Annotated in this window: 20 protein-coding genes; 18 read left to right on the top strand and 2 right to left on the bottom strand. The window is 55.0% G+C overall.

The features are described from left to right. Nucleotides 1-132: 132 nt before the first annotated feature. The 17 genes from miaB to H151_RS0104075 all read left to right on the top strand — a co-directional run bounded on the left by miaB (nt 133) and on the right by H151_RS0104075 (nt 19,613). Nucleotides 133-1,533 carry a tRNA (N6-isopentenyl adenosine(37)-C2)-methylthiotransferase MiaB gene (miaB, locus tag H151_RS0104155; RefSeq protein WP_019960379.1) on the top strand — a complete coding sequence of 467 codons (1,401 nt, stop codon included), beginning with the start codon at nt 133-135 and terminating at the stop codon, nt 1,531-1,533. Nucleotides 1,534-1,535: 2 nt separating this feature from the next. Further along, nucleotides 1,536-2,549 (top strand): PhoH family protein, encoded by a 1,014-nt coding sequence (locus H151_RS0104150; RefSeq protein ID WP_019960378.1) that lies wholly within the window; start codon nt 1,536-1,538, stop codon nt 2,547-2,549. A gap of 3 nt (nt 2,550-2,552) precedes the next feature. Beyond that, complete coding sequence (ybeY, locus tag H151_RS0104145; RefSeq protein WP_233354509.1) at nt 2,553-3,035, top strand: rRNA maturation RNase YbeY; 483 nt, start codon at nt 2,553-2,555, stop codon at nt 3,033-3,035. Nucleotides 3,036-3,041: 6 nt separating this feature from the next. Then, entirely contained in the window at nt 3,042-3,920 is an 879-nt protein-coding gene (locus tag H151_RS0104140) for a hemolysin family protein (protein WP_019960376.1), read from the top strand. Further along, nucleotides 3,917-5,500, top strand: a complete 1,584-nt coding sequence (lnt, locus tag H151_RS0104135; RefSeq protein WP_156823356.1) for an apolipoprotein N-acyltransferase — start codon at nt 3,917-3,919, stop codon at nt 5,498-5,500. The genes H151_RS0104140 and lnt overlap by 4 nt, the downstream gene beginning before the upstream one ends. A 95-nt stretch (nt 5,501-5,595) precedes the next feature. Further along, the gene (locus H151_RS0104130) at nt 5,596-6,036 is read left to right on the top strand and encodes a helix-turn-helix domain-containing protein (protein ID WP_019960374.1); all 441 of its coding nucleotides are present in this window, start codon (nt 5,596-5,598) and stop codon (nt 6,034-6,036) included. 77 nt (nt 6,037-6,113) lie between these two features. After that, the gene (gene metK / locus H151_RS0104125; RefSeq protein WP_026353810.1) at nt 6,114-7,286 is read left to right on the top strand and encodes a methionine adenosyltransferase; all 1,173 of its coding nucleotides are present in this window, start codon (nt 6,114-6,116) and stop codon (nt 7,284-7,286) included. 97 nt (nt 7,287-7,383) lie between these two features. Next, the gene (gene trmB / locus H151_RS0104120) at nt 7,384-8,073 is read left to right on the top strand and encodes a tRNA (guanosine(46)-N7)-methyltransferase TrmB (protein WP_019960372.1); all 690 of its coding nucleotides are present in this window, start codon (nt 7,384-7,386) and stop codon (nt 8,071-8,073) included. Between the two features lie 186 nt (nt 8,074-8,259). After that, a complete protein-coding gene (gene rimP, locus H151_RS0104115) occupies nt 8,260-8,799 on the top strand; it encodes a ribosome maturation factor RimP (RefSeq protein ID WP_026353809.1) in 540 nt (179 codons plus the stop codon). 10 nt (nt 8,800-8,809) lie between these two features. Then, nucleotides 8,810-10,543, top strand: coding sequence for a transcription termination factor NusA (gene nusA / locus H151_RS0104110; protein ID WP_019960370.1), 1,734 nt, complete (start codon nt 8,810-8,812; stop codon nt 10,541-10,543). 2 nt (nt 10,544-10,545) lie between these two features. Beyond that, complete coding sequence (locus tag H151_RS0104105) at nt 10,546-11,175, top strand: RNA-binding protein (RefSeq protein WP_040758339.1); 630 nt, start codon at nt 10,546-10,548, stop codon at nt 11,173-11,175. Nucleotides 11,176-11,372: 197 nt separating this feature from the next. Beyond that, nucleotides 11,373-14,051: a translation initiation factor IF-2 gene (gene infB / locus H151_RS0104100; protein ID WP_019960368.1), complete on the top strand. Its 2,679-nt coding sequence runs from the start codon at nt 11,373-11,375 to the stop codon at nt 14,049-14,051. Between the two features lie 174 nt (nt 14,052-14,225). Further along, on the top strand, nt 14,226-14,600 hold the full coding sequence (gene rbfA / locus H151_RS0104095) for a 30S ribosome-binding factor RbfA (protein WP_019960367.1): 375 nt from the start codon (nt 14,226-14,228) through the stop codon (nt 14,598-14,600). Between the two features lie 52 nt (nt 14,601-14,652). Then, on the top strand, nt 14,653-15,609 hold the full coding sequence (gene truB / locus H151_RS0104090; protein WP_019960366.1) for a tRNA pseudouridine(55) synthase TruB: 957 nt from the start codon (nt 14,653-14,655) through the stop codon (nt 15,607-15,609). A 9-nt stretch (nt 15,610-15,618) separates the two neighbouring features. Beyond that, complete coding sequence (rpsO, locus tag H151_RS0104085) at nt 15,619-15,888, top strand: 30S ribosomal protein S15 (RefSeq protein ID WP_019960365.1); 270 nt, start codon at nt 15,619-15,621, stop codon at nt 15,886-15,888. Nucleotides 15,889-15,919: 31 nt separating this feature from the next. Further along, nucleotides 15,920-18,052, top strand: coding sequence for a polyribonucleotide nucleotidyltransferase (gene pnp / locus H151_RS0104080; RefSeq protein WP_019960364.1), 2,133 nt, complete (start codon nt 15,920-15,922; stop codon nt 18,050-18,052). A gap of 238 nt (nt 18,053-18,290) precedes the next feature. After that, nucleotides 18,291-19,613 carry a hypothetical protein gene (locus tag H151_RS0104075; protein WP_019960363.1) on the top strand — a complete coding sequence of 441 codons (1,323 nt, stop codon included), beginning with the start codon at nt 18,291-18,293 and terminating at the stop codon, nt 19,611-19,613. A 43-nt stretch (nt 19,614-19,656) separates the two neighbouring features. On the opposite strand, the gene H151_RS0104070 is transcribed toward H151_RS0104075, so the two are convergent. Continuing rightward, a complete protein-coding gene (locus H151_RS0104070; protein ID WP_019960362.1) occupies nt 19,657-20,511 on the bottom strand; it encodes a LytTR family DNA-binding domain-containing protein in 855 nt (284 codons plus the stop codon). A gap of 120 nt (nt 20,512-20,631) precedes the next feature. Here H151_RS0104070 and H151_RS0104065 point away from each other — a divergent pair, with 120 nt between their 5' ends. After that, the gene (locus tag H151_RS0104065; protein ID WP_019960361.1) at nt 20,632-21,789 is read left to right on the top strand and encodes an acyltransferase family protein; all 1,158 of its coding nucleotides are present in this window, start codon (nt 20,632-20,634) and stop codon (nt 21,787-21,789) included. A 538-nt stretch (nt 21,790-22,327) separates the two neighbouring features. Here the strand turns inward: H151_RS0104065 and H151_RS0104060 are convergent. Further along, nucleotides 22,328-23,152, bottom strand: a complete 825-nt coding sequence (locus H151_RS0104060) for an enoyl-ACP reductase FabI (protein ID WP_019960360.1) — start codon at nt 23,150-23,152, stop codon at nt 22,328-22,330. Between the last annotated feature and the right edge of the window lie 248 nt (nt 23,153-23,400).

Raw genomic sequence — 23,400 nt, 5'->3', positions numbered from 1 at the left:
TGCAGGGCTTAGAGATTTTCCGCATAACCTGCAGCCTTAAATGGGATGAAGGTCGCTAGGGGCGTTCCTCACCCGTAAGAGACGATCTGAAAAGACAAGATGCTGCGCTGGCAAAGGAGGCCAGCCTGATCCATGACCACTGATATCGCTTCGCCAGACACCGCCGCGCCCGAAGAGGCCCAGACCCGCAAACGCCTGTTCATCAAGACCTATGGCTGTCAGATGAATGTGTATGATTCTGAGCGGATGCGCGATGTGCTCCATCCTTTGGGGTATGAGCCCAGCGATGAGCCTGAGGGCGCGGATCTGATCATTCTCAACACCTGTCATATTCGCGAAAAGGCTGCGGAAAAGGTCTATTCTGAGCTGGGTCGCCTGCGTCCCTTGAAAGAGAAAAAAGACGGCGCGCCGATGACGATTGCGGTTGCAGGGTGTGTGGCCCAGGCCGAAGGCGCGGAAATTCAACGCCGTGCCCCGGTGGTGGATCTGGTGGTCGGCCCGCAAACCTATCACAAATTGCCAGAACTGATTGCAAAGGTGCATCGCGAGCGCGGCGAAGCCCTGGATACCGAGTTTGAGGTTGAAGATAAATTCGATCTCCTCGCCCCAGCTAAACGCCATGTTGAGGGTCCGGCCGCGTTTGTGACCATTCAAGAGGGCTGCGATAAATTCTGTACCTTCTGCGTGGTGCCTTATACGCGCGGTGCGGAATGGTCGCGTCCGGTCGATCAGATTGTCGCCGAGATCCGGGCTTTGGCCGCCCAGGGCGTGCGCGAGGTCACTTTGCTGGGTCAGAATGTCAACGCCTATCATGGTGAAGCGCCTTCGGGCCGTGAAGCCGATGGGCCTTGGGGGCTGGGCCAGTTGGTGCGCCATATTGCCTTGATCGGCGGGATTGAGCGTATTCGCTTCACCACCTCGCATCCCAATGACATGGAAGACGATCTGATCGCGGCTTTCGCGGATGAGCCCAAATTGATGCCCTATCTGCACCTGCCGGTGCAGGCGGGCTCGAATAAAATCCTGGCCGCGATGAACCGTAAACATACCGCTGAGCAATATATCGCCCTGATTGAACGCTTCCGCCAAGCGCGCCCCGGGATTGCGATCTCAGGCGATATGATTGTCGGCTTCCCCGGTGAAAGCGATGAGGATTTTGACGCAACCATGGATTTGGTCGAGACGATCAATTATGCCTCGTGCTTCTCGTTTAAATATTCGCGCCGTCCGGGTACGCCGGGGGCCTCAATGGCTGATCAGGTGGACGAAGAGATTAAAACCCAACGCCTTGCACGCCTTCAGGCCAAGTTGGAAGCCCAGCAGATCGCCTTCAATAAAATGCAGATCGGCAAAAATCTTGCCGTCTTGTTTGAAAAAGAAGGCCGTAAAGACGGTCAGCTTCATGGGCGCAGTCCATATTTGCAATCTGTTCATGTCGAAGGGCCAAAATCCCTGCTCGGTCAGATTGGCCATGTTGAGATCCTGGACGCCTCGCGCAATGCCCTGGCGGGCCGCCTCATTGGAGTATCTTGAGTTTGTCACGCAGCAAAAGCCCGCGCGTAAAAGAGATTAAGCGTCCACAAAAAGGCGTCAGTGAAACGCTTTATTTTGATAATGAAGATGCCGTGCGCCGGGTCTTCGGTCCCGCTCAAGACAATGCCACCGTCCTGGAGGCGGAGCTGAACATCCGCCTCGAAGCGCCCGGCGGCGGGGTCATTGTGCTGACGAGTGCTGATCGTGGCATGCGGATGGAAGCGATCCGTGTCTTGAAGGACTTGTATGAACGCGCCAGCCAGAACCTGCCCATAGATCCTGCAATTGCCAAAGCGGCCTGTGTGATGGGGCGCGAGGGCCAATATAGCGGCGGGGATGATGTCATCCGCGTACCGCGCGGGGCCGCCTTTCAGGGCCGTACGGCGGGTCAGAAGGCCTATATTCGCGCGCTCAATAACGAAGCTGATTATGATCTGATCTTCGGTGTAGGTCCGGCCGGGACCGGTAAAACGCTGCTGGCCGTTGCTTATGGTGCGGCGCAATTGGTGCTGGGTAATATTGAGCGTTTGGTCATTACGCGTCCGGCTGTGGAAGCCGGTGAGCGTTTGGGCTTTCTACCCGGTGATTTGACCGAGAAGATTGACCCTTATTTGTTGCCGATCTGGGATTCCCTGCGTGAGGCCATGGGCCAACGCGCGATGGAGAAATTGCGCGAAGAGGGCAAGATCGAGGTGGCCCCGCTGGCTTTCATGCGCGGGCGCACGCTTAACCGGGCCTTTGTGATCTGCGATGAAGCGCAAAACGCCACCGGACCGCAAATGCGTATGGTCTTGACCCGTCTGGGCGAGGGCTCGCGCATGGTCATCACCGGTGATCCGACGCAAACCGATCTGCCCGCGCGCGAACCCTCTGGTCTGGCTCAGGCCTTGAAAATCCTTGACGGCGTGCCCAGAATTTCGGTCAATCCCTTCACGCGCAAGGATGTGGTTCGCCATGATCTGGTCGCAATGATTGTGGAAGCCTATGAGCGTGCAGATCAAGCGAAGGGTCAATAAGCGATGTCTGCGTCATCTCAAGAGGGGACAAAGGCGATGTTGGCAGAATTTGTGATCGAGGATGAGGCCTGGGGCACCCTCGAAGATGGGGTTGAGCTGTGCCAGAGTGTGCTGGCGCACGCGGCACAGTTGATCAAGGATTATCGCGAAGGCATGGCTGCGGTCATGCTGACCAATGATGGTGTGATGCAAGATCTCAATGCGCGCTTTCGCGATAAAGATAAGCCCACCAATGTCTTATCCTTTCCTGCACCCGAAGGTGAAGACTATCCGGGTGATATCGCCTTGGGTTTTGAAACATGTGCGCGTGAGGCCGAAGAAAAAGGGATCTCTTTACGCAACCATGTTATACACTTAGTCGTTCATGGATTTCTCCATCTCAACGGGTTTGATCATCAAGACGAGGATGAGGCCCAGGATATGGAAAGCCTTGAAACGCGTATTTTGGCCCATTTCGAAATTGATGATCCTTATCAGAGCGCTTGACCTTTAATGTCTGACCCTGCCAGTGAGCCTCCAAGTCTGTTCGCCCGTATGTTTGGGGTATTTAAACCCTCTTCAACAACGGGCGATGCTAATGAAATCGCGGTCAAGAGCGCCAATGGCGACCTTCTGCTCAATGCCCAATCCTATGAGCATCTACGCGTTGCCGATGTGATGGTGCCGCGTGCGGACATTATCGCGGTCGAAATTGATACCCCCCTGGCCGAGCTTTTTAAAGTCTTCTCCAACGCCGCCCATTCGCGTCTTCCCATCTATGATGAGACTTTGGATGACCCCTTGGGCGTTGCGCATATCAAGGATGTTGTGGCCTATCTCTCAGGTGATGAGGATGGTAAACGCCCAGACGATTGGCGCGATCAAAAAATCCTGGCTGATATTCGCCGGCCTCTTCTTTATGTGCCCCCTTCGATGCGCGCGCTGGATCTTCTGTTAAAGATGCAGACACGGCGCATGCATATGGCCCTCGTGGTCGATGAGTTCGGCGGCACTGATGGTCTGGTGACGCTTGAAGATTTGATCGAGCCGATTGTCGGCAATATCGAAGACGAACATGATGAGGATGAAGCGCCCTCTATTCGCGCCAAAACACCCGCTTGCTGGGAAGCCGATGCACGGGCCTCGATTGAGGATTTTGAAGCCTTGGTGGGTGAAACCATCGCCAATGGCGAAGAGGAATCCGATGTCGATACGCTGGGCGGGCTCGTTTATGTCCACACCGGCCGGATCCCGGAGCGCGGTGAGGTGGTTCATCACGATTCCGGTTATGAGTTTGAAATTCTTGATTCTGATCCGCGCCGAATCAAAAAGCTGCGCATTAAGCGGGTCGGACACGCGCCCCAGCAAGATGCTGCTGTGGATGCTGCGTGATTGGGCGGCGTGAGGTTTTAGGAACTTTCGTCCGTCTGCGTGCCTTACGCGGGTGGGAAGCCGGTCTGGCATTGGCGGGACTTGGGGCCTTGAGTGTATGGTCCATGGCTCCGACCTATGTCGTGCCCGCTTTGATGATCGGCCTGGTGGGCTGGATTTGGGCGCTGGATAGCGGCTCAACCTTGCGCCCGATCCGCTCTGGCTTTTGGCGGGGCTGGACCTTTGGCTTTGGCTATTTCTTTGCTTCGGTGTGGTGGACGGTTAATGCCTTCCTGGTGGAGGGGCAGAGCTATGTCTGGCTGATCTGGGTGCCGTTGATCGTCTTTCCGGCGGGGCTTGCGCTCTTCTGGGGCGTCGTTGGCGCGCTTTATCGACGGCTCAACCTGAAGGGGCCTTTGCGCGTTGTCATTTTCGTTGCGCTGATGATCGTCATTGAGATGACGCGCTCGGTTGTTTTCTCGGGTTTTCCCTGGAATTTACCGGGCCATGTCTGGGCGGCGGGTGGGGTGATCAGTCAAAATGCGGCCTTTATTGGCGCGTCCGGTCTGAGCGCCCTAACCCTCTTTATGCTGAGCGCTCCGGCAGCTCTGTGGGGGGGTGAACGGCTTTGGATGCGGGTTTTGCCCAGTGCGTGTGGCGTTTTGATTTTAATCGGCCTGGTCAGTTTTGGGGCGATGCGTCTCGCTCAAGCTGAAGACCAGGCTTTGTCTGAGACGCGATTGCGCCTGGTTCATCTGGATATTCCGCAAAGTCTGAAGACGTATGAACACAGATTTCAATTGCTTGAGCGTTATCTCGATCACTCCTTTGTGCCGGGTTATCAAGATGTCGATGCGATTATATGGCCAGAAGGGGCGATCCCCGGTTTTGTTTTGCGAGACCCGGATATTGGTCAAAGATTACGTGAACAAACGCCGGACCAAACTCGCCTGATTATTGGCACACCGCGCGCAACAACCCTAGATGGGCGTATCGACTATTATAATAGTCTCGTGACTTTGGTGAAGAATGATGAAAAGCTGCATCTTGAGGGTGTATACGATAAGGTTAAACTGGTTCCTTTGGGCGAAGGAAACCCACTAATTACAGTTACCGAATTGCTAAACTTTACGTCTCTATCACAAAACTCCCCCTTCTATTCATCAGGGAAAAATGCCTCTACTTTAACCTTACCGGGATTGCCCAGTTTTGCGCCTTTGATTTGTTATGAGGCCATTTTCCCGCGCTTTATTCCGCGGGGAAACGATCGGCCCGATTGGATGCTAAATATCTCAAATGATGCATGGTATGGCGATAGTGCGGGCCCAAAACAGCTCATGACTATGACCCGCTATCGCGCCATTGAAGAAGGTCTGGCGATGGTCAGATCAGCCTCTTCAGGGGTTTCGGGGCAAATTGATGGTTACGGGCGCATGCACGATATTGCACCGGATTCAAGCGATGGTGTGCTGGATTTCAGGCTGCTTGAGCCATTGGACGAAACATTCTACGCGGTTTACGGAGATTGGCCCTGGGTGAGCGGAATATTCGGGTTTTTGTGTGCATTAGCTGGTCTGTTTCTCGGCTTTAAGCGTCGATGAAATCGAAGATCTGATCAGAGTTCGATGTGTGCAAGGTTTCGCTTACTGAGATTGGACATTATAACAAAAGATCTTCCCACGAAGGACGCGGTGCAATGACAACAAATCCCAGAGGTCCCAATACGGTTGATAAGCATGTTGGCACACGCGTGCGTTTGCGTCGACAATTGCTGAATATGAGCCAGGAAAAATTGGGTGAAGAGCTGGGTGTGACTTTCCAGCAGGTGCAAAAATATGAACGCGGGGCCAACCGGATCGGGGCGGGTCGGTTGTGGTTACTGGCGCGGGTTTTGGACGTTCCCGTGTCTTTTTTCTACGAAGGCATCGCAGATCTGGCCCACGCGGCGGGCGTGGCGGAAAGCGACCAAACTCCTATAATTGATGACTTTATTCAGTCTGCCGACGGGGTTGCGCTGGCCCAGGCTTTTGCGCGGATCAGAGATCCAAAAGTGCGCCGCCGGGTTCTGGAATTGGTGCGCACTTTGGCCGCGGAAGAGGCTGAAGCTGAGGCTGAAGGTGCCTCAACTCAGAATTAACTAGATAAGAGACTTGCCTTTGTGCGGGCGATAGGGTTTCTTGCGTCATATAAAGCAATCTTTATATGGAGCAGATCTTGGCCCGCACCTCCTATCTTTTCACCAGCGAAAGCGTTTCCGAAGGCCACCCAGATAAGGTGTGCGACCGTGTGTCTGATGCGGTTGTTGACCTGTTTCTGAGTAAGGATCCTGTCGCACGCGTGGCTTGTGAGACGCTCAGCACGACGAACCAGCTGGTTCTGGCGGGTGAAATCCGCGTCGCCGCTGAGATCGATAACGACGAAATCGAAAGCGTTGCGCGTGACGTCGTTAAAAACATTGGCTATGAGCAAGAAGGCTTCCATTGGCAGAAGCTGAACTTCCTCAACCTGTTACACGAACAATCCAAAGACATTGCCGCCGGTGTTGATGAAGGCACCGGGACCTTTAAAGAAGAAGGCGCGGGCGATCAGGGCATCATGTTTGGCTTTGCCTGTGATGAAACCCCTGAGTTGATGCCGGCCCCGATCACCTATTCGCATCAGATTTTGAAGCGTATGGCCCAGCTGCGCAAAGACGGCACGCGTCCTGAATTTGAGCCTGATGCCAAATCCCAGGTGACGTTGAAGTATGAAAACGGTGTGCCGGTTGGCGTGACCTCTGTTGTGGTGTCAACCCAGCATAAAGAAGGCGTCAGCCTGGATGCGATCCGTGAGCTGGTCCGTCCTGTCGTTCAAGAGGTTCTGCCTGAGGGCTGGTTCCCGCCGGAAGACGAGTTTTACGTCAACCCAACGGGTATTTTCGTTATTGGCGGTCCTGATGGGGATGCCGGTCTGACCGGTCGTAAAATCATTGTGGATACTTATGGTGGGGCTGCGCCGCATGGCGGCGGGGCGTTCTCAGGTAAGGATCCGACCAAGGTTGACCGTTCGGCGGCTTATGTGTGCCGCTATCTGGCGAAAAACGTGGTGGCCGCCGGTTTGGCCAAGCGTTGTACCATTCAGGTTTCTTACGCGATTGGCGTGGCTAAGCCCTTGAGTGTTTATGTTAATCTGCATGGCACGGGTGAGGTGGACGAGGCCTTGTTGGAGCAGAAATTGCCAGAAATGGTCGATCTGACCCCGCGTGGTATTCGCACCCATCTGGGCCTGAACAAGCCGATTTATGAGCGGACCTCGGCCTATGGTCACTTTGGCCGGACGCCGGATGCTGATGGTGGCTTCTCGTGGGAGCGTACCGATCTGGTTGAGGGTCTTAAATCCCTCGCTTAAGGCCGGTTTAAGGTCTTAAGGCTTGAGTTTAAGGGCGCGGTTGGCTAAACCGCGCCCTTTCTTCTGCATGAGCCCGCTCTAAAGGACGCCTTGAATTATGACTGAAACTCCTGCGCTTCGCCCAGAACGGCGCCTGTTTGGCCGCGCCAGCGGGCATAAATTGACGGCGCGTCAGCAAGGCTTGGTGGATGAGTTTTTGCCGACTTTAAGCTGGGGTGAGGGCGCGGTGGTGGATCCTGCCGATCTATTACCAGGTTTTGAAACGCGGGTTTTGGAAATTGGCTTTGGTGGGGCTGAGCATTTGATCGCTCAGGCAAGCCGCCATCCCGATAAAGGCTATCTGGGTATTGAGCCGTTTTTGAACGGTGTCGCCAAGGCTTTGGCGGGGATTGAAAAGGGTGCGCTTAAAAATGTGCGCGTCAAGCGCGGTGATGCGCGTGATGAGATGGAGCGTATGCCCGATGCGGCATTTGAGGAGATTTATCTGCTTTTCCCTGATCCTTGGCCCAAGCGTAAGCATGATAAGCGTCGCTTTGTGCAACCTGACACTGCGCGTCATCTGGCGCGCGTGTTAAAGCCTGGTGGGCGTTTGCGCGTGGGAACAGATGTCAAAGTCTATACCGATTGGGCCTTGCCGATTTTGATCGCGACGCCGGGGCTGAGCTGGTCAGGTGAGCGTCGCGAAGATTGGGCTAATGCGCCCGCCGATCATATTACCACGCGCTATCAATCCAAAAATCTTGGCGATTGCCTGCCGGTCTTCATGGACTTTTTTAAGGACGTTTAAGTGCGATAAGGGGCGCATTTATGATCGGTGTGCCCCCGCCTTGCATCGCTAAAGTAAAAGGCGTATATAGCTCCCAACACAGCTTCGATCGGTGGTGTGACACCTTTCGAGCGGCCCCGTATGGGTGCCGCTTTTTTCGTATTCACACCCTGCCCTCATGGCGGGGATCAACAAACAGGACTGCGCGTGAAAGCTAAAACCCCACAAGATATTCGTATTCTTGAATTGATTGAGCCCATTGCTGAAGGCTTAGGGCTAGAAATCGTTCGTGTGCGGACTTTGGGCAGTAAGCGCGTGACCTTGCAGATCATGGCCCAGCGTGACGATGGCACCATGAATGTGGACGCCTGTGCGGCCCTGTCGCGCGGGATCAGTGCTCTGTTTGATGAGACCGACCCGATTTCTGGCGAATATAATCTTGAAGTGTCTTCGCCGGGCATTGATCGGCCTTTGACGGCACCTCACCATTTTGATCAATGGGAAGGGTTTGAAGCCAAGCTGGAGCTGGACCGCATGGTTGAAGGGCGCAAGCGCTTCAAAGGGGTTCTGGCCGGGACGGAAGACGATAATGTGCTGATCGATCTGGAGGGCGAAGAGGACACGGCCGTGATCCCCTTTGCTTGGATCTATGATGCCAAATTAGTCATGACAGATGAGTTGATGAAGGCCAGCGCTCAGGCAGCCGGGGCCTCAGACAGCGACGACACGAATTTAGTTCAAGAGTGAGGATATACGCATGGCCATCGGTGTCAGCGCTAACAAATTAGAGCTTCTTCAGATTGCCCGCGCCGTGGCGCAGGAAAAGAATATTGATGAAGCGATTGTTCTGGGCGCGATTGAAGAAGCGATCCAGAAAGCGGCGCGCTCGCGTTATGGCGCTGAGCTGGATATCGCTTGCTCGATCCATCCTAAAACCGGTGAAATGCGTTTAACCCGCCGGATCACGGTGGTCGAGGACGTTGAAAACGAAAGCCAGGAGGTTGATCCTGAGCACGCCAAGCGCATTGATCCTAATGCCAAGGTCGGCGATGTGTTTGAAGATGAGCTGCCCCCGATTGAGTTCGGGCGTGTTGCCTCGCAAACCGCCAAGCAGGTCATCACGCAAAAGGTACGTGAAGCTGAACGTCAGAACCAGTTCAACGAGTACAAAGACCGCGTGGGCGAAATCGTCAACGGTATCGTCAAGCGCGTTGAATACGGCAATATCATTGTTGATCTGGGTAAGGCTGAAGGCATTATCCGGCGCAATGACGGGATCCCGCGTGAAAGCCTGCAGAACAATGATCGCGTGCGTGCTTACATTTATGATGTGCGTCCAGAAGTGCGCGGTCCGCAGATCTTCTTGTCGCGCGCGCACCCGGACTTTATGGCGGCGCTCTTCGCCCAGGAAGTGCCTGAAGTTTATGAAGGCATTATTGAAATCCCAACCGTGGCCCGCGATCCGGGCTCACGCGCCAAGATTGCCGTGATCTCAAACGACAGCTCAATCGATCCGGTTGGGGCTTGTGTGGGTATGCGCGGTAGCCGGGTTCAGGCCGTTGTGAATGAACTGGCCGGTGAGAAGATTGACATCATCCCGTTCAATCCTGATCCTGCGACCTTTATCGTCAATGCGTTGCAACCGGCTGAAGTCTCCAAAGTGGTGTTGGATGAAGAAGCCCAGCGTATTGAAGTTGTCGTTCCTGATGATCAATTGTCTTTGGCGATTGGTCGGCGCGGTCAGAATGTGCGTTTGGCCTCTCAGCTGACCGGCTGGGCCATCGACATCATGACCGAGGAAGAAGAATCTGCGCGCCGTCAGAAAGAGTTTGCTGAACGCACCGCGACCTTTATGGAAGCCTTGGATGTCGATGAAGTCATCGCCCAATTGTTGGCGACAGAAGGCTTCACCGATGTTGAAGACCTCGCCTTTGCTGAGCTCAATGAGATCGCCGTCATTGAAGGCTTTGACGAAGATACCGCTGCCGAAATCCAACAGCGTGCCACCGATTACCTGGCGAAGCTGGATGAAATCCGCGATGCCAAGCGTAAAGAGCTGGGTGTTACCGATGAGGTGATGGAAGTCGAAGGCATGACCTTGGAAATCGCTGTGCGTCTGGGTGAAAACGAGGTTTGCACGATCGAGGATCTGGCCGGGCTTGTGCCCGATGATCTGCGCGGCTGGTTTGAAAACCGTGGCGGGCAGCGCGTACGGGAAGCCGGTTATCTGGACGGCATGAATGTCTCATCTGAAGAGGCTGAAATGTTGATTATGCGCGCGCGGGTGAAGGCGGGTTGGATTGATGAATCTGAATTACCGGTCTATGACGCGCCCGATCAAGCGGGCGAAGGCGACGCGGGTGAGGAAGAGATCAGCGCTGATGATGTTGATCTGGCCGATCTCGATGAGCTCGACCTAGAGGATATCGAAGCCGCAGCCGCAAGTCTGGGTGTGGATTTGGATGATGACGAAGGCAAGACGGAGGCCTAAAGATGCCCGCTAAAGCGGGCCGAGAGCGCCGTTGCGTTGTGGAAATGTCGGTCAAGCCTGAAGACGCGCTCTTGCGGGTTGGGCTGGCACCGGATGGACAGATTGTTGCGGATGTCGCTGCGAAATTACCTGGGCGTGGGGCCTGGGTCAGCGCGCAGCGCAGTGTGGTCGATCAGGCCGTGACCAAGCGCGCGTTCAATCGCGCCTTTGGTCAGGCGGTTCAGACCCCCAGCGATCTGGCTGACCAGTTTGAGGCTTTGCTGAAAACGCGGGCCTTGGATTTACTAGGGTTAGCGCGCCGTTCGGGGCGTCTGGCCTGTGGACATGATGCGGTACGTTTGGCCTTGAAGGCCAGTCCCCATCCGGTCCTGCGCTTTGAAGCGAGCGATGGCGCGCGCGATGGGCGTGAAAAATTAGACCGCCTGGCCTATGGGCTGGGTCTGTCAACCTTGCCGGTCGTGACGTGTTTCGATGCGGCGCAATTGGGTATGGCGTTGGGACGCAGCGGTATGGTGCATTTGGCTTTGGCCGGTGGATCAGATGCGCGCGGTTTAAGAGAGACTTTGCAGAAACTCTCGGGTTTTTGCGCGGTCTATGACCAAATTGACGCATCCAAAGCCGATTTACGGTGATGGGTGTCCAAGAGTGCTTGAATCCCTATGCAGGGTAGCTAGGTTAGCCCCCCTGCACCAAGGGGGGCATAGGCACATTCGGTCCTGATGGACCTTATGTTGATCTTGCCCAAATCGAGATGCGTAGAGGACGGTGATCAGATCTGCGGCGATCTGGTCGGTACCGTTTCACACTTAGGCCGCGATGAAAGACGTGCATGAGCGACGCTGACGAACGTAATCCTTCGGGCCGTAAGCCCCTCTCTTTGAATCGGCCTGGATCAGGAACGGTGCAACAAAGCTTTGCACGCGGCCGCTCCAAGCAGGTCGTGGTAGAGAAAAAGCGCAAACGCGCGGGCGGTCCGGGTAAGGATGGAGCAGACGGCGCCAAAGGGGCGTCAGATGGTAAAACCAAGGCCCAAAACCTGTTGGCGGCCACCGCCAAGAAACTCGGTCTATCCGAAGAAGAGCTGATCAAGCGTCAGCGCGCGATTGCCCGCGCGCGCGCTGAGGCTGCAGGTCGCGAAGCCGACAAAAAGCGCGAAGATGAAGAGCGCGCCCAGCGCCAGGAAGAAGAGCGCAAGGCTTTAGAAGACCAGCGTAAGCGTGAAGAAGACGCGCGTCGACAAGCTGAAGAAGACGCTAAGCGCAAGGTTGAGGAAGCAGAGGCCGCGCGCCTGGCTGCGGCTCAAGCCGCTGAAGCCAAGCAAAAAGCGGCTCAAGAAGATGGTAAGCCAGCGCGCAAAGCGGCTCCGGCTGCGGATAAGAGCCGCGACCGAGAGCGTGAACGCGGTGAGCGTACGGATCGCGGTGCGCGTGATGATCGCCCTGCGCGGGGTCCACGTCCGAACCGTGATATGCCGGCGGCCCCTGCTGAGCCCATGACTGCCCTTGAAGAGTTGGGTGGACGGGTCAAGAAAAAAGGCGGGCCTAATAATCTTGATAAGCCCGGCGATCAGGCCAAGGCTGCAGCGCCTGCGCGCAATAAGTCCGAACCCAAGCGCCGTCAGGGCAAGCTGACCATCCAAAACCTGGTTGAAGATGATCAAGATCGTCAGCGCTCTCTGGCGTCTATGCGCCGGGCGCGTGAGCGTGAAAAGCAACGCCGTCAAGGCACTCAAGCGCGTGAGAAAGTTGCGCGCGAAGTGGTGATCCCGGAAGTGATCACCGTGGGTGAACTGGCCAACCGTATGGCGGAACGCGCTGCGGACGTTGTGAAATTCTTGATGCAGCAAGGCCAAATGGTGCGCGCGGTCGACTCGCTCGACGCCGATGACGCCCAGCTGATCGTGGAAGAATTTGGCCACACCGTTAAGCGTGTATCCGCGGCCGACGTGGAAGAAGGCTTCATCTCTGAAGATGATGCTGAAGACAGCAAACAGCCTCGTCCTCCTGTGGTGACCATCATGGGTCACGTTGACCATGGTAAAACCTCGCTGCTCGATGCCTTGCGCGCGACCGATGTGGCGGGCGGCGAAGCCGGCGGGATTACCCAGCATATCGGTGCCTATCAGGTTCAATTGAAATCCGGTAACAAAATCACCTTCCTGGATACGCCGGGCCATGCGGCCTTCTCCTCCATGCGCTCACGCGGGGCGCAAGTCACCGACATCGTCATCCTGGTGGTGGCGGGTGATGATGGCATCATGCCGCAAACCATTGAAGCGATTAATCACGCCAAGGCGGCCAATGTGCCGATGATCGTGGCTGTCAATAAAATGGATAAGCCCGACGCCGATTCCATGCGTGTTCAGCAGGCTTTGCTGCAGCATGAGGTCGTGGTTGAGGCCATGGGCGGTGATGTTCAGGTGGTTGAAGTGTCTGCCAAAACCCGTATGGGCCTGGAAGAACTGACCGAAGCCATCATCCTTCAAGCTGAGGTTCTAGAATTGACCGCAAACCCTGACCGCTCTGCGGAAGGTAGCGTGATTGAATCTCAGATCGATAAGGGCCGCGGGCCTGTGGCCACTGTTCTGGTCGGCAAAGGGACCTTGAAGCGCGGTGATATCATCGTGGCCGGTAGTCACTGGGGTAAGGTGCGCGCGCTGGTCAATGAGCGCGGCCAGCAAATGAAAGAAGCTGGACCGACTGAACCCGCTGAAATTCTGGGCCTGGATGGGGCACCAGAACCGGGTGAACCCTTTGCGGTGGTCGATAGCGAGCAACGTGCTCGCGACATCGTCAACTACCGTATTGGTTTGAAGCGTGAGCGCTCAAATACTCCGGTGGGCGGGGCAACCGCATCGCTCGAGCAGATGATGGCGCGTTTGCAGCAGAAAGAAGTCCAAGAATTGCCGATCCTGGTGAAGGCGGACGTTCAGGGCTCTGCGGAAGCGATCACCCACTCGGTTGAGAAAATCGGCAACGAAGAAGTGCGTGCGAAAGTCATTCATGCGGCCCCAGGCGGGGTGAGCGAATCTGATGTTCTGCTCGCGAAATCTTCATCTGCGCCGATCTTCGCCTTTAACGTGCGGGCCTCCAAGCAAGCACGTGAACTGGCGGAGAAAGAAGGCGTCGAGATCCGCTATTACTCTGTGATCTATGACATTTTGGATGACGTTAAAGGCACGCTGGAAGGTCTTCTGGCCCCAGAAAAACGCGAAACCTTCATCGGTTACGCCCAAATTCTGGAAGTCTTCAACATCACCAAAGTGGGTAAGGTTGCGGGCTGTAAGGTCACTGAAGGTGTCGTTAAGCGCGGTTGTGGTGTCCGCTTGCTGCGCAATGACACGGTTTTGCACGAAGGCGAGCTGTCAACCCTGAAACGCTTCAAAGACGAGGTCAAAGAAGTCCATATGGGTATGGAATGCGGCATGGGCTTTGTGAACTATTCGGATCTACAAAAAGGCGATCTGATCGAATGCTTCGAAGTCGAAGAGATCGAGCGTAAGCTCTGATCCTCATCACGGGATAGGCTCTATCCCTGACACGCCATGGCAAGAGCCCAGCCCGCATATTTGGGTTGGGCTTTTTCCAGTTTTAGGCGTCTACAGTTTCTTATTCATTCTCGCGTTAGCGTGGGGCTTTGATGGCCCAGCCTGAGACGCGAGCCCGCGAGAGGGAGATCACTCATGAAAGCTCAATCCCAACGACAATTGCGCGCCGGGGAGCTGGTTCGCCATGCCGTGTCTGACATTTTAAAGGAAGGCTATCTGCGCGATCCGATCCTGGCCGGTGTGTCGATCACCGTGACCGAAGTGCGATGCTCACCCGATTTAAAGCATGCGACCTGCCTTATTTCGGCGCTGGGGCGTAAAGATGTCAAAGCCATCGCCGAGGCGCTTAATCATGCTTCGGGCTATCTGCAACGCGCGCTCGGCAAAGAAGTGGATCTGAAATTCACGCCCAAGCTGCGCTTTGAAGAAGATACCCGTTTTGAAGAGGCGAGCCATATTGATGATGTCTTGAACCGCGCCACTGTTCGCCGCGATCTGGGTGAGAACTAAGCCCGTGGGGCTTGGCTCTGTCTGGTGAGCCTTCAAGCATAGGATAAGGCGTATGGGACGCAGAAAAACGCGCGGGATCCCTGTGCATGGTTGGGTGGTGTTTGATAAGCCGCTGGAGATGACCTCCACTCAGGCCGTTGCAAAAATCCGCTATTTATTCAACGCGCAAAAGGCCGGTCATGCCGGGACGCTCGATCCCTTGGCCAGCGGGATTTTGCCAATCGCCCTGGGCGAGGCCACGAAAACCGTGCCCTTTGCCCAGGATGGCACCAAGACCTATCGCTTCACCGTGCGCTGGGGGCGCTCGACCACCACTTTGGATGGGGAAGGTGCGAGCACGGGCGAAAGCGATGTGCGCCCCAGCCAGGGCGAGATTGAAGCGGTCATCCCGCGCTTTATCGGTGAGATTGATCAGGTGCCGCCGGCGTTTTCCGCGATCTGGGTCAATGGTGAGCGGGCCTATGATTTGGCGCGTGCGGGCCATGAGGTGGAGCTGAAGGCGCGCAAAATTCAGGTGGATGATCTGCGCCTGATGGACTGCCCCAATGCGGATTTGGCCGTTTTTGAAATGGTTTGCGGGAAGGGCTCTTATGTGCGCTCCATGGCGCGCGATCTGGCGATGGCCTTGGGTGCAGAGGGCCATGTTGCGGCGCTGCGCCGGACCCAAGTTGGCCCCTTTACACTGGACGGCGCCGTAACGCTGGACGCGCTGGCGGATTTAGGCCATAAGGACCAGCTATATGAGGCTCTCAAACCGGTAGAGACGGCGCTGGACGACATCCCGGCACTCGCCCTTACCCAAGATGAGGTGGCTCATGTGAGGCAAGGTCGTGCGATCGTCCTGCCTGCCCGGCGAGCGGATGAGCTTCGCGCCCTTCGACGTCCCCGCATGATTGGGGACAAGGATTTCTCCCGAGCGGCGGTAGCATTTTTCGAAGGTCGGGCCGTGGCGATCGGTTTAGCGCGTGCAGGTCAATTTGCCCCTGTACGTGTGTTTCAAATTGACTAGGAGTTGACGATGTCGATTACTGCTGAACGTAAAGCAGAACTCATTAAAGAACACGCCCGTGAAGCCAATGACACGGGTTCACCAGAGGTGCAGGTTGCGATCCTGACTGAGCGGATTTCAAACCTCACCGAGCACTTCAAGACGCATAAAAAAGATAACCACTCCCGGCGCGGTCTCTTGAAGCTCGTTTCTCAGCGCCGCCGTCTTCTTGATTACTTGAAGCGTATTGAGCAATCACGCTATCAAGCGCTTATTGAGAAGCTTGGCCTGCGCCGTTAAAGCCCGGGACATCCGTACGTTACGAGATCATATGTTCGATATACACAAAGAAACTATTGAGTGGGCGGGTCGTCCGCTCACCATCGAGACGGGGCGTGTCGCACGCCAAGCCGACGGGGCCGTTATGGTCACTTATGGTGAGACAACGGTCCTGGCGACCGCGGTCGCTGCCAAGTCGATGAAAGAGGGGGTGGATTTCTTCCCCCTCACCGTCAACTATCAAGAAAAATACTTTGCCGCCGGGAAAATTCCTGGCGGTTTCTTTAAGCGCGAAGGGCGCCCGAGCGAAAAGGAAACCTTGGTTTCTCGCTTGATCGACCGTCCCATTCGTCCGCTGTTCGTACCCGGTTTCAAAAATGAAACCCAAGTTGTTTGTACCGTTCTTTCACACGACATGGAAAACGATCCTGATATCGTAGCCATGGTGGGTGCATCTGCGGCGCTGACCCTGTCTGGTGTACCGTTCATGGGCCCTATTGGCGCTGCGCGTGTGGGCTATAAAGACGGTGAGTATATCATCAACCCCACCGAAGATCAGATGGCAGATACCGATCTGGACCTGGTCGTCGCTGGGACCGCCGATGCGGTTATGATGGTGGAATCTGAAGCCAAAGAATTATCCGAAGACACGATGCTGGGCGCGGTTATGGCCGGTCACGCAGCGTTCCAACCGGTGATCGACATGATCATCCGCTTGGCGGAAAAAGCCGCGAAAGAGCCTTGGGATTTCGAGCCTGAGGATCGTTCTGCGGAAGCCGCAAAAGTTCGCGAGCTTGTTGGGGCCGATATCGAAGCGGCTTACAAGATCAAGGATAAGACCGCACGTCAGGCGGCTGTTTCTGCTGCTAAAGACAAGGCCGTTGCGGCCCTGGGTGTTTCTGAAGAAAACCCTGAAGGCATCAATGGTATTGTCCTTAAAGACGTTCTCAAAAGCGTTGAAGCCTCTGTCGTTCGCGGTGACATCATCAAGACCGGTCTTCGTATTGATGGCCGTAAGCTGGATCAGGTGCGTCCGATCGTTTCAGAAGTTGGCATTCTGCCGCGTACCCATGGCTCTGCCTTGTTCACGCGTGGTGAAACCCAGGCTCTGGTTGTTGCGACCTTGGGGACGGGTGAAGATGAGCAATTTATTGATGCCCTGACCGGCACCTATAAAGAGCGCTTCATGCTGCACTATAACTTCCCGCCATACTCTGTCGGTGAAGCGGGCCGTATGGGCTCACCAGGTCGTCGTGAAATTGGCCATGGTAAGCTGGCTTGGCGTGCGATGCGCGCAATCTTGCCGGCGCAGGAAGACTTCCCTTATACGGTCCGGTTGGTCTCTGAGATCACCGAGTCTAATGGTTCGTCTTCTATGGCGACCGTGTGTGGCGCGTCTCTGGCTCTGATGGATGCCGGTGTACCTTTGGTCCGTCCTGTTTCAGGGATCGCCATGGGTCTCATCAAAGATCCTGAAGGTGTGGCTGTTCTTTCGGACATTCTGGGTGATGAAGATCACCTGGGCGATATGGACTTCAAAGTGGCCGGGACTGAAGTGGGTATCACCTCACTGCAGATGGACATCAAAATCGCCGGGATTACCGAGGACATCATGAAAACCGCATTGGCCCAGGCCAATGGTGGTCGTCTGCATATCCTGGGTGAGATGAACAAGGCCCTTTCTGGTGCCCGCGATGATGTCGGTCAGTTTGCCCCGCGTATCGAGACCATGACCATTCCAACCGATAAGATCCGTGATGTGATCGGGTCGGGCGGTAAAGTCATTCGTCAGATCGTGGAAGAAACCGGTGCGAAAGTGGACATCAATGATGACGGCGTCATCAAGATTTCTTCTTCTGACGCGGATTCGATCAAAGCGGCTCGCGATTGGATCTATGGTCTGACCGCAGAGCCAAAAGAAGGTGACATCTACAAAGGTAAAGTTGTCAAAGTCATGGACTTTGGGGCCTTTGTGAACTTCTTTGGTCCGCGTGATGGTCTGGTTCACGTCTCTCAGCTGAAAGCTGAACGCGTCAATCATCCGTCTGACATCGTCAAAGAAGGTCAGGAAGTTTACGTCAAACTTCTGGGCTTTGATGACCGTGGCAAGGTCCGTTTGTCCATGAAAGTGGTCAATCAGGAAACCGGTGAAGAAATCGCAGAAGAGGCGTCTGAAGAGGCATAAGTCCTTCATTCTGACTTGAGCGTTTTAAAAAAAGCCGTCCTTGGGATCGTCCAAGGGCGGCTTTTTTGTCACAATTATGTTTTGTATTCAGATTTATCCGTATCGAAGAGTTGGTTTAAACCAGATTTAAGGGTAGCTCGCTAGGGGTGTCCGTAAGGCTTGGCTGGACACGCGTGCAGCTCCATTCAAGTTTCCCTCGGAAATGTGGGTGAGATGCGTTTGTAGATTTGGGGACATGATGAAAATGATTTGGGCGGGCGCATTGGGCGCTCTCAGCATATGTGGATCTGTATGGGCACAGGAAGGGCGCGAATACTCGCCTTTGGGTGAGGTTTTAAAACTCAATACGCCTGTCACCACGATCCTGACCGACACGCAAGAGCATATTACGCAAGACGCGGTGTATCTGTTAAAGGCGCGCCAATCTGGCGTGGTCGCGGCCAATACCTTTACCTTGGGCGGCTTTGTCAAAGCCGGTCAGTATTATGAAAGCACGGATCAGGCCGGAAAATACCCCATATTGGGCCGTTTTCCGTTCCAGCATGGCAAGGGCACATCCAATCAGGACTTTGTGATCAATGTCGCGGGCTTAAGCGGTATCGCCAGCGTCGGCGATTGGCTAACGGCTTACGCCCAGGTTGAATATTCCGAAGTGACCTTTACTGGTGATCATGATCAGATCCAATGGCGCGAATATTATGCGGTTTTGGGTAATCTGGATGTGTTTGGCGGATATCTTGCCTATGGCCGTAAGTCCATCGATTTTGGCGAGCAATTTGGCTATAACCCCTTCACCCATAGCGTTAATCAGCATTTCTTCTGGGCGCTGGCCGATGAACCCGTGCTGGAAGTCGGCTATATCGGCGAGACTTGGCGGGTCTCTGGCACGCTGGCACCGGGCGAGCGCATGCTGCGCGTGGGCATGACCACGGATCGTGAAGGCGATCTGGGATCAAATTTCGCGCTGAAGGCTGAACGCCACTTCAATCTGGGCGCGGATCGTCAGCTGCGCGTGTCGGCCAGCTATCTCCACGATACCATCTATAACAATAACTATACCGCCCATACCCTTCACGCGATCAATCGCCAGGCCCCGCCCCATGCGCCTTTGCCGCCGCGGGTTTATATTGCCAAGCGCACGGGTCTGATGGATGTGGCGGCGGAATTTACCAGCCCGCGCTTTGATCTGGCTGTTGAATATACCCAATCGACCCGGTCATGGATCGCGACGTCTTTTGATACCCATACCGGGGCTAAGTTTGACGGGACACGGCCCTTGTCTGCGTTAAGTGTGATGGGGCGCTATAAGACCCGCGTCTTTAATGTGCCGACGGATTTGGCCGCGGTCTATTCACAATCGGTGATGGGCCCGGATAATACCGAGTTCAATGACGTCTTCCAGCATACTTTAAGCACGGAATTCCATCTCAACCCTTATCTTGATCTGGGTATCGAGTTGGTGCTGAACGAAGGCTTCCAACCCTTTGTAGGCATTCAAGATGTCTCTATCTCCAATGTCCAATCGCAGGTTGGCATTGTGGGTGTGACCGCACGGTTCTAAAGCTTACCAGGCTCCTGAGGACATAGGTTCTGGGGGCCTGGCTTTATATGCTGGTGCGATAGGCCCGCCCGACAGGCAGGATTTGGCCATCGACCAATTGGGCCTCTGCACGACCATCGCCCAGGGATGTGATCTCGCGCACCAGGGATTTACGCGTCAGGTAAGAGCGGTGCAGGCGGCAAGGCTCGCCCTCACCCTCCTCCAACAAGGTTTCCAACTCACTTAAAGTAAGGCGTACAAGATGCGTCCCCCCTTGCACGGTGACCACCTCCACATAATTACCGGCTGCCTTGGCATAGAGAAAATTGGAGATGGGAAGGCGCAGCTCACGCCCGCCCGAACGCAAGGTGAGCATATGATCCTTGCGGGCCGCTTTCAGGCTAGCTTGAGCGCTGATCGTCAACTCATGAAGATGACGGGCCATATGCAAGATGAGCAGGGTGAGAATAAAGCTCCATACATCCTTGCGATATTCATAGAGAAAATCATCGAGCGGATTGTCAAAGGCCGAATAGGGCTCGCCAAAAGCGAACGGCCAGATCGTAAAGCGCAGCGCCATCATGCCCATGATATGCAGCGCGGAATAAAAAAGGCTCGCCACAAGATACAGCGCCAAGGGTATACGCCATTGGCTGCGACTGAGCGGGACATAGAAGTCTAAGGCGGCCACGGCCCAGAACAGCGCGATCAGCATGAGTGTGCTGGAGGTTTCTAAAATACTGGCCTGCAGCAGGGCCTGGGCATGACCATCACGCGCCAGCTCGCTGGCCACGCTGGACACATTCACCAGCCAGAAGCCCAAAGTCAGCAGTGTAAAGACGATAAACACCCGGCGCAGACCGACCTGCGCGGTCATATTGGTTGAGGGGGTCTGCGAAGGGGCTGATGTGTGTCCCATAGGGCTGTCACTTATCCCTGTTCTTTGAAATTCATAGGCTTTGTCATGGCGTTGAGCCCAGACTGACTGACTTGGACGCGAGGTCTGACATCTTCCCCCACATCATAGCGGGAGAGATCTATGTCACACAATCACGGCGCATTCCAACGCCATCATAGTCTGGATGCCCTTCGGGTTATCGCCTTTGGTCTTTTAATTTTTTATCATGTCGGGATGGCCTATGTGAGCTGGGACTGGCATGTCAAAAGCGGCTTTGCCAGCGAACAGGGTGAAGCCTTGATGCGGCTGTTAAACCCCTGGCGGTTATCACTGTTATTCTTCATCTCTGGGGTGGCCGCGTCTTATCTCTTGGCCAAGCTGGGCGCGGCAAAATTTGGCCTGTCGCGGGGCTGGCGGCTCTTCGTGCCGCTGGTCTTTGGCATGGTGACGATTGTTGCGCCACAGACCTATTTCCAATTGCGTCAGGCCGGTTTGATTGAGCCAGGCTTTTGGGCCTTTTATGGCGATTACCTGCAAGGCCCAAAGATCGAAGGCATTACGACCCCGACCTGGAACCATTTATGGTATGTCGCTTATTTGTGGGTGTTTTGCCTGCTCACGGCCTTGGGTGCAGGCATAGTTGCGCTTTTTAACCGCGTATTCCCAAGCCAGACGCGCGAGATTGAAGCTCAGCCCGCCCGCGCGGCAGTCTGGAGTGTGGTGATCCCCCTCATCCCTCTTCTATGGGTGCGCTGGGGGCTGACACCCTATTTTCCAACCACGCATAATTTGGTTTCAGATTGGGCCAATCTGACCCATATGGCGGTGATGTTTGTCAGCGGTTTGGCGCTGGCGCGCTATCGCCCCTTCTGGCTGGGGGTTGATAAAGTGCGCTGGCCGGTGACCGTATTGACCCTGGGATTGGGCGTCATTTTGACCTTTGCCTGGTCTAATTGGGATTGGGTGGCCGCAGAAGACGGTCCTGTTTTGCTTCTTTCACGCATTGGTCGGGTGGTCTATACGTGGAGCGCGATTGTCACGCTGTTGGCGTGGGCGCGGATCTGGTTCACCAACCCCCATGCGATCATCACATATTTAAACAAGCGAGTGTTCGCGCTTTATATTTTTCATCAAACGATCACGGTGGTGCTGGTTTATATCTTGGCGCAATACGATTGGATCCCCTCTAAGCTTGGCGAGTTTAGCCTGGTGCTGGTCGCAACGGCTTTGGGAAGTTGGATTTTAGCGGAAATCGTCAGTCACGTCCCTTTTGCCAGAGAATTATTTGGTGTAAAATAATTTTATATGCAATTATGCTGCAAAGCAGCGAGAATTGGCTTGATTTTAAGGTCTGAGTTGCAATAAAAAACTTATGCCTGGGGTTAGAGAGAGGGTCTTCTGTCATCAGACATCTTGATGGTCTGGACCTTAGGTATTGGGTTTAAAGGCGCATTTGCCTCCAACCATCGCTTTTAAATCTGCACTTATGCCTCCCCCACCCGTCATAGGGGGGAGGCAGTTTTTTTGTCAGTTCATCGCAATACCTGCCCGATTTTCGACGCACACCACTGACAGGTGGGCCTGTGATCCCTCCACGGTGCGGCGTAGTTTCAAGCGCCATTTCGGCCTGACATTCTGGGAAATGGGGCGCATGCTGCGCCTTCGCCAAGGCTTCACGACGCTGAATCAAGGCGGCAGGGGATTGCGGATCAGCTATAGTCCAGGACCTTATATTCAAGCGTCTGCCCGTGTCGCAGACGCATTTAGGGCTGAAGTGGCTTAAAATACAAAGCCCCGCTCAATCGAGCGGGGCTTTTCATTTCGGTTTTTGAAAGACTTATTCGTCTTCAGAAATATCAGGCACGCCGACCGCGTGGAAACCGGCATCCACGTGCAGGACTTCACCGGTGCAGGATTTACCCAGGTCTGACAACAGATAGAGCGCAGCGCCCGCTACACCTTCCATCGTGGTGTCTTCTTTCAGCATCGACCAGTCTTTACCGGTCTTCATCAAGGTCTTACCGCCGGAAATCCCGGCCATGGCCAGGGTACGCATTGGACCGGCAGAGATCGCATTGACGCGAATGCCTTCAGGGCCCAGATCGCGGGCAATATAACGCGTTGAGGCTTCAAGGGCGGCTTTGGCAACGCCCATGACGTTGTAATTGGGGACAACGCGCTCAGAGCCCAAATATGTAAGACAGACCATAGCCCCGCCGCCATTTTCCTTTGAGGGCATGATCGCGCTGGCGCGTTTTGCCGCATCAACGAAAGAGAAGGCGGAAATGTCCATGGCGCGTTGGAAGCCCAGACGCGTGGTGTTGTGGGTGAAGGAGCCTTGAAGTTCATCCTTGCCCGCAAAGGCGATGGCGTGAACCAGGAAGTCTATCGTGCCCCAACGCGCTTGAAGCGTTTTGAAGCAGGCTTCCATTTCGTCATCATTGGTGACATCAGCCGGGATCAAAAAGTCCTGACCGATGCTTTCGGCCAGACCGCGCACGCGCTTTTCAAGAGCTTCTTGATAGGAAAAGGCGAGCTCTGCGCCTTGAGCGGCCAATTGCTGGGCAATGCCCCAGGCGATGGAGTTTTTGTTCGCCACGCCCATGATGAGGCCACGTTTGCCCTTTAACAGGTCACCGGCAGGAAAGCTTGTGTCAGTCATGGTTTCGTTTTCCGTGATGAAAATCGTCGTGAAGGCCTTGAACCCTCAAGCGACAGGAACAACGTTAAGAGGACATATCCGATAACGCGTTTTTAACCCCGCGTCGAGATGGCGCACCGGATCGTTCACACTGTGGGCTTTCGCTCACGCTCTCTTCACTTTCCCGCTCCATACTGAAACCTGGTCTAGGCGGGCAAGGGGTTGAGGGGTTAAATTAACGCACCGTCCCTTTGGGATGGGCGTTATGA

This window comes from Woodsholea maritima DSM 17123, assembly GCF_000382325.1.
Taxonomy (GTDB): domain Bacteria; phylum Pseudomonadota; class Alphaproteobacteria; order Caulobacterales; family Maricaulaceae; genus Woodsholea; species Woodsholea maritima.
Note: the sequence above shows the minus strand (reverse complement) of the source record. Positions and strands in the feature narration are given on the sequence as shown.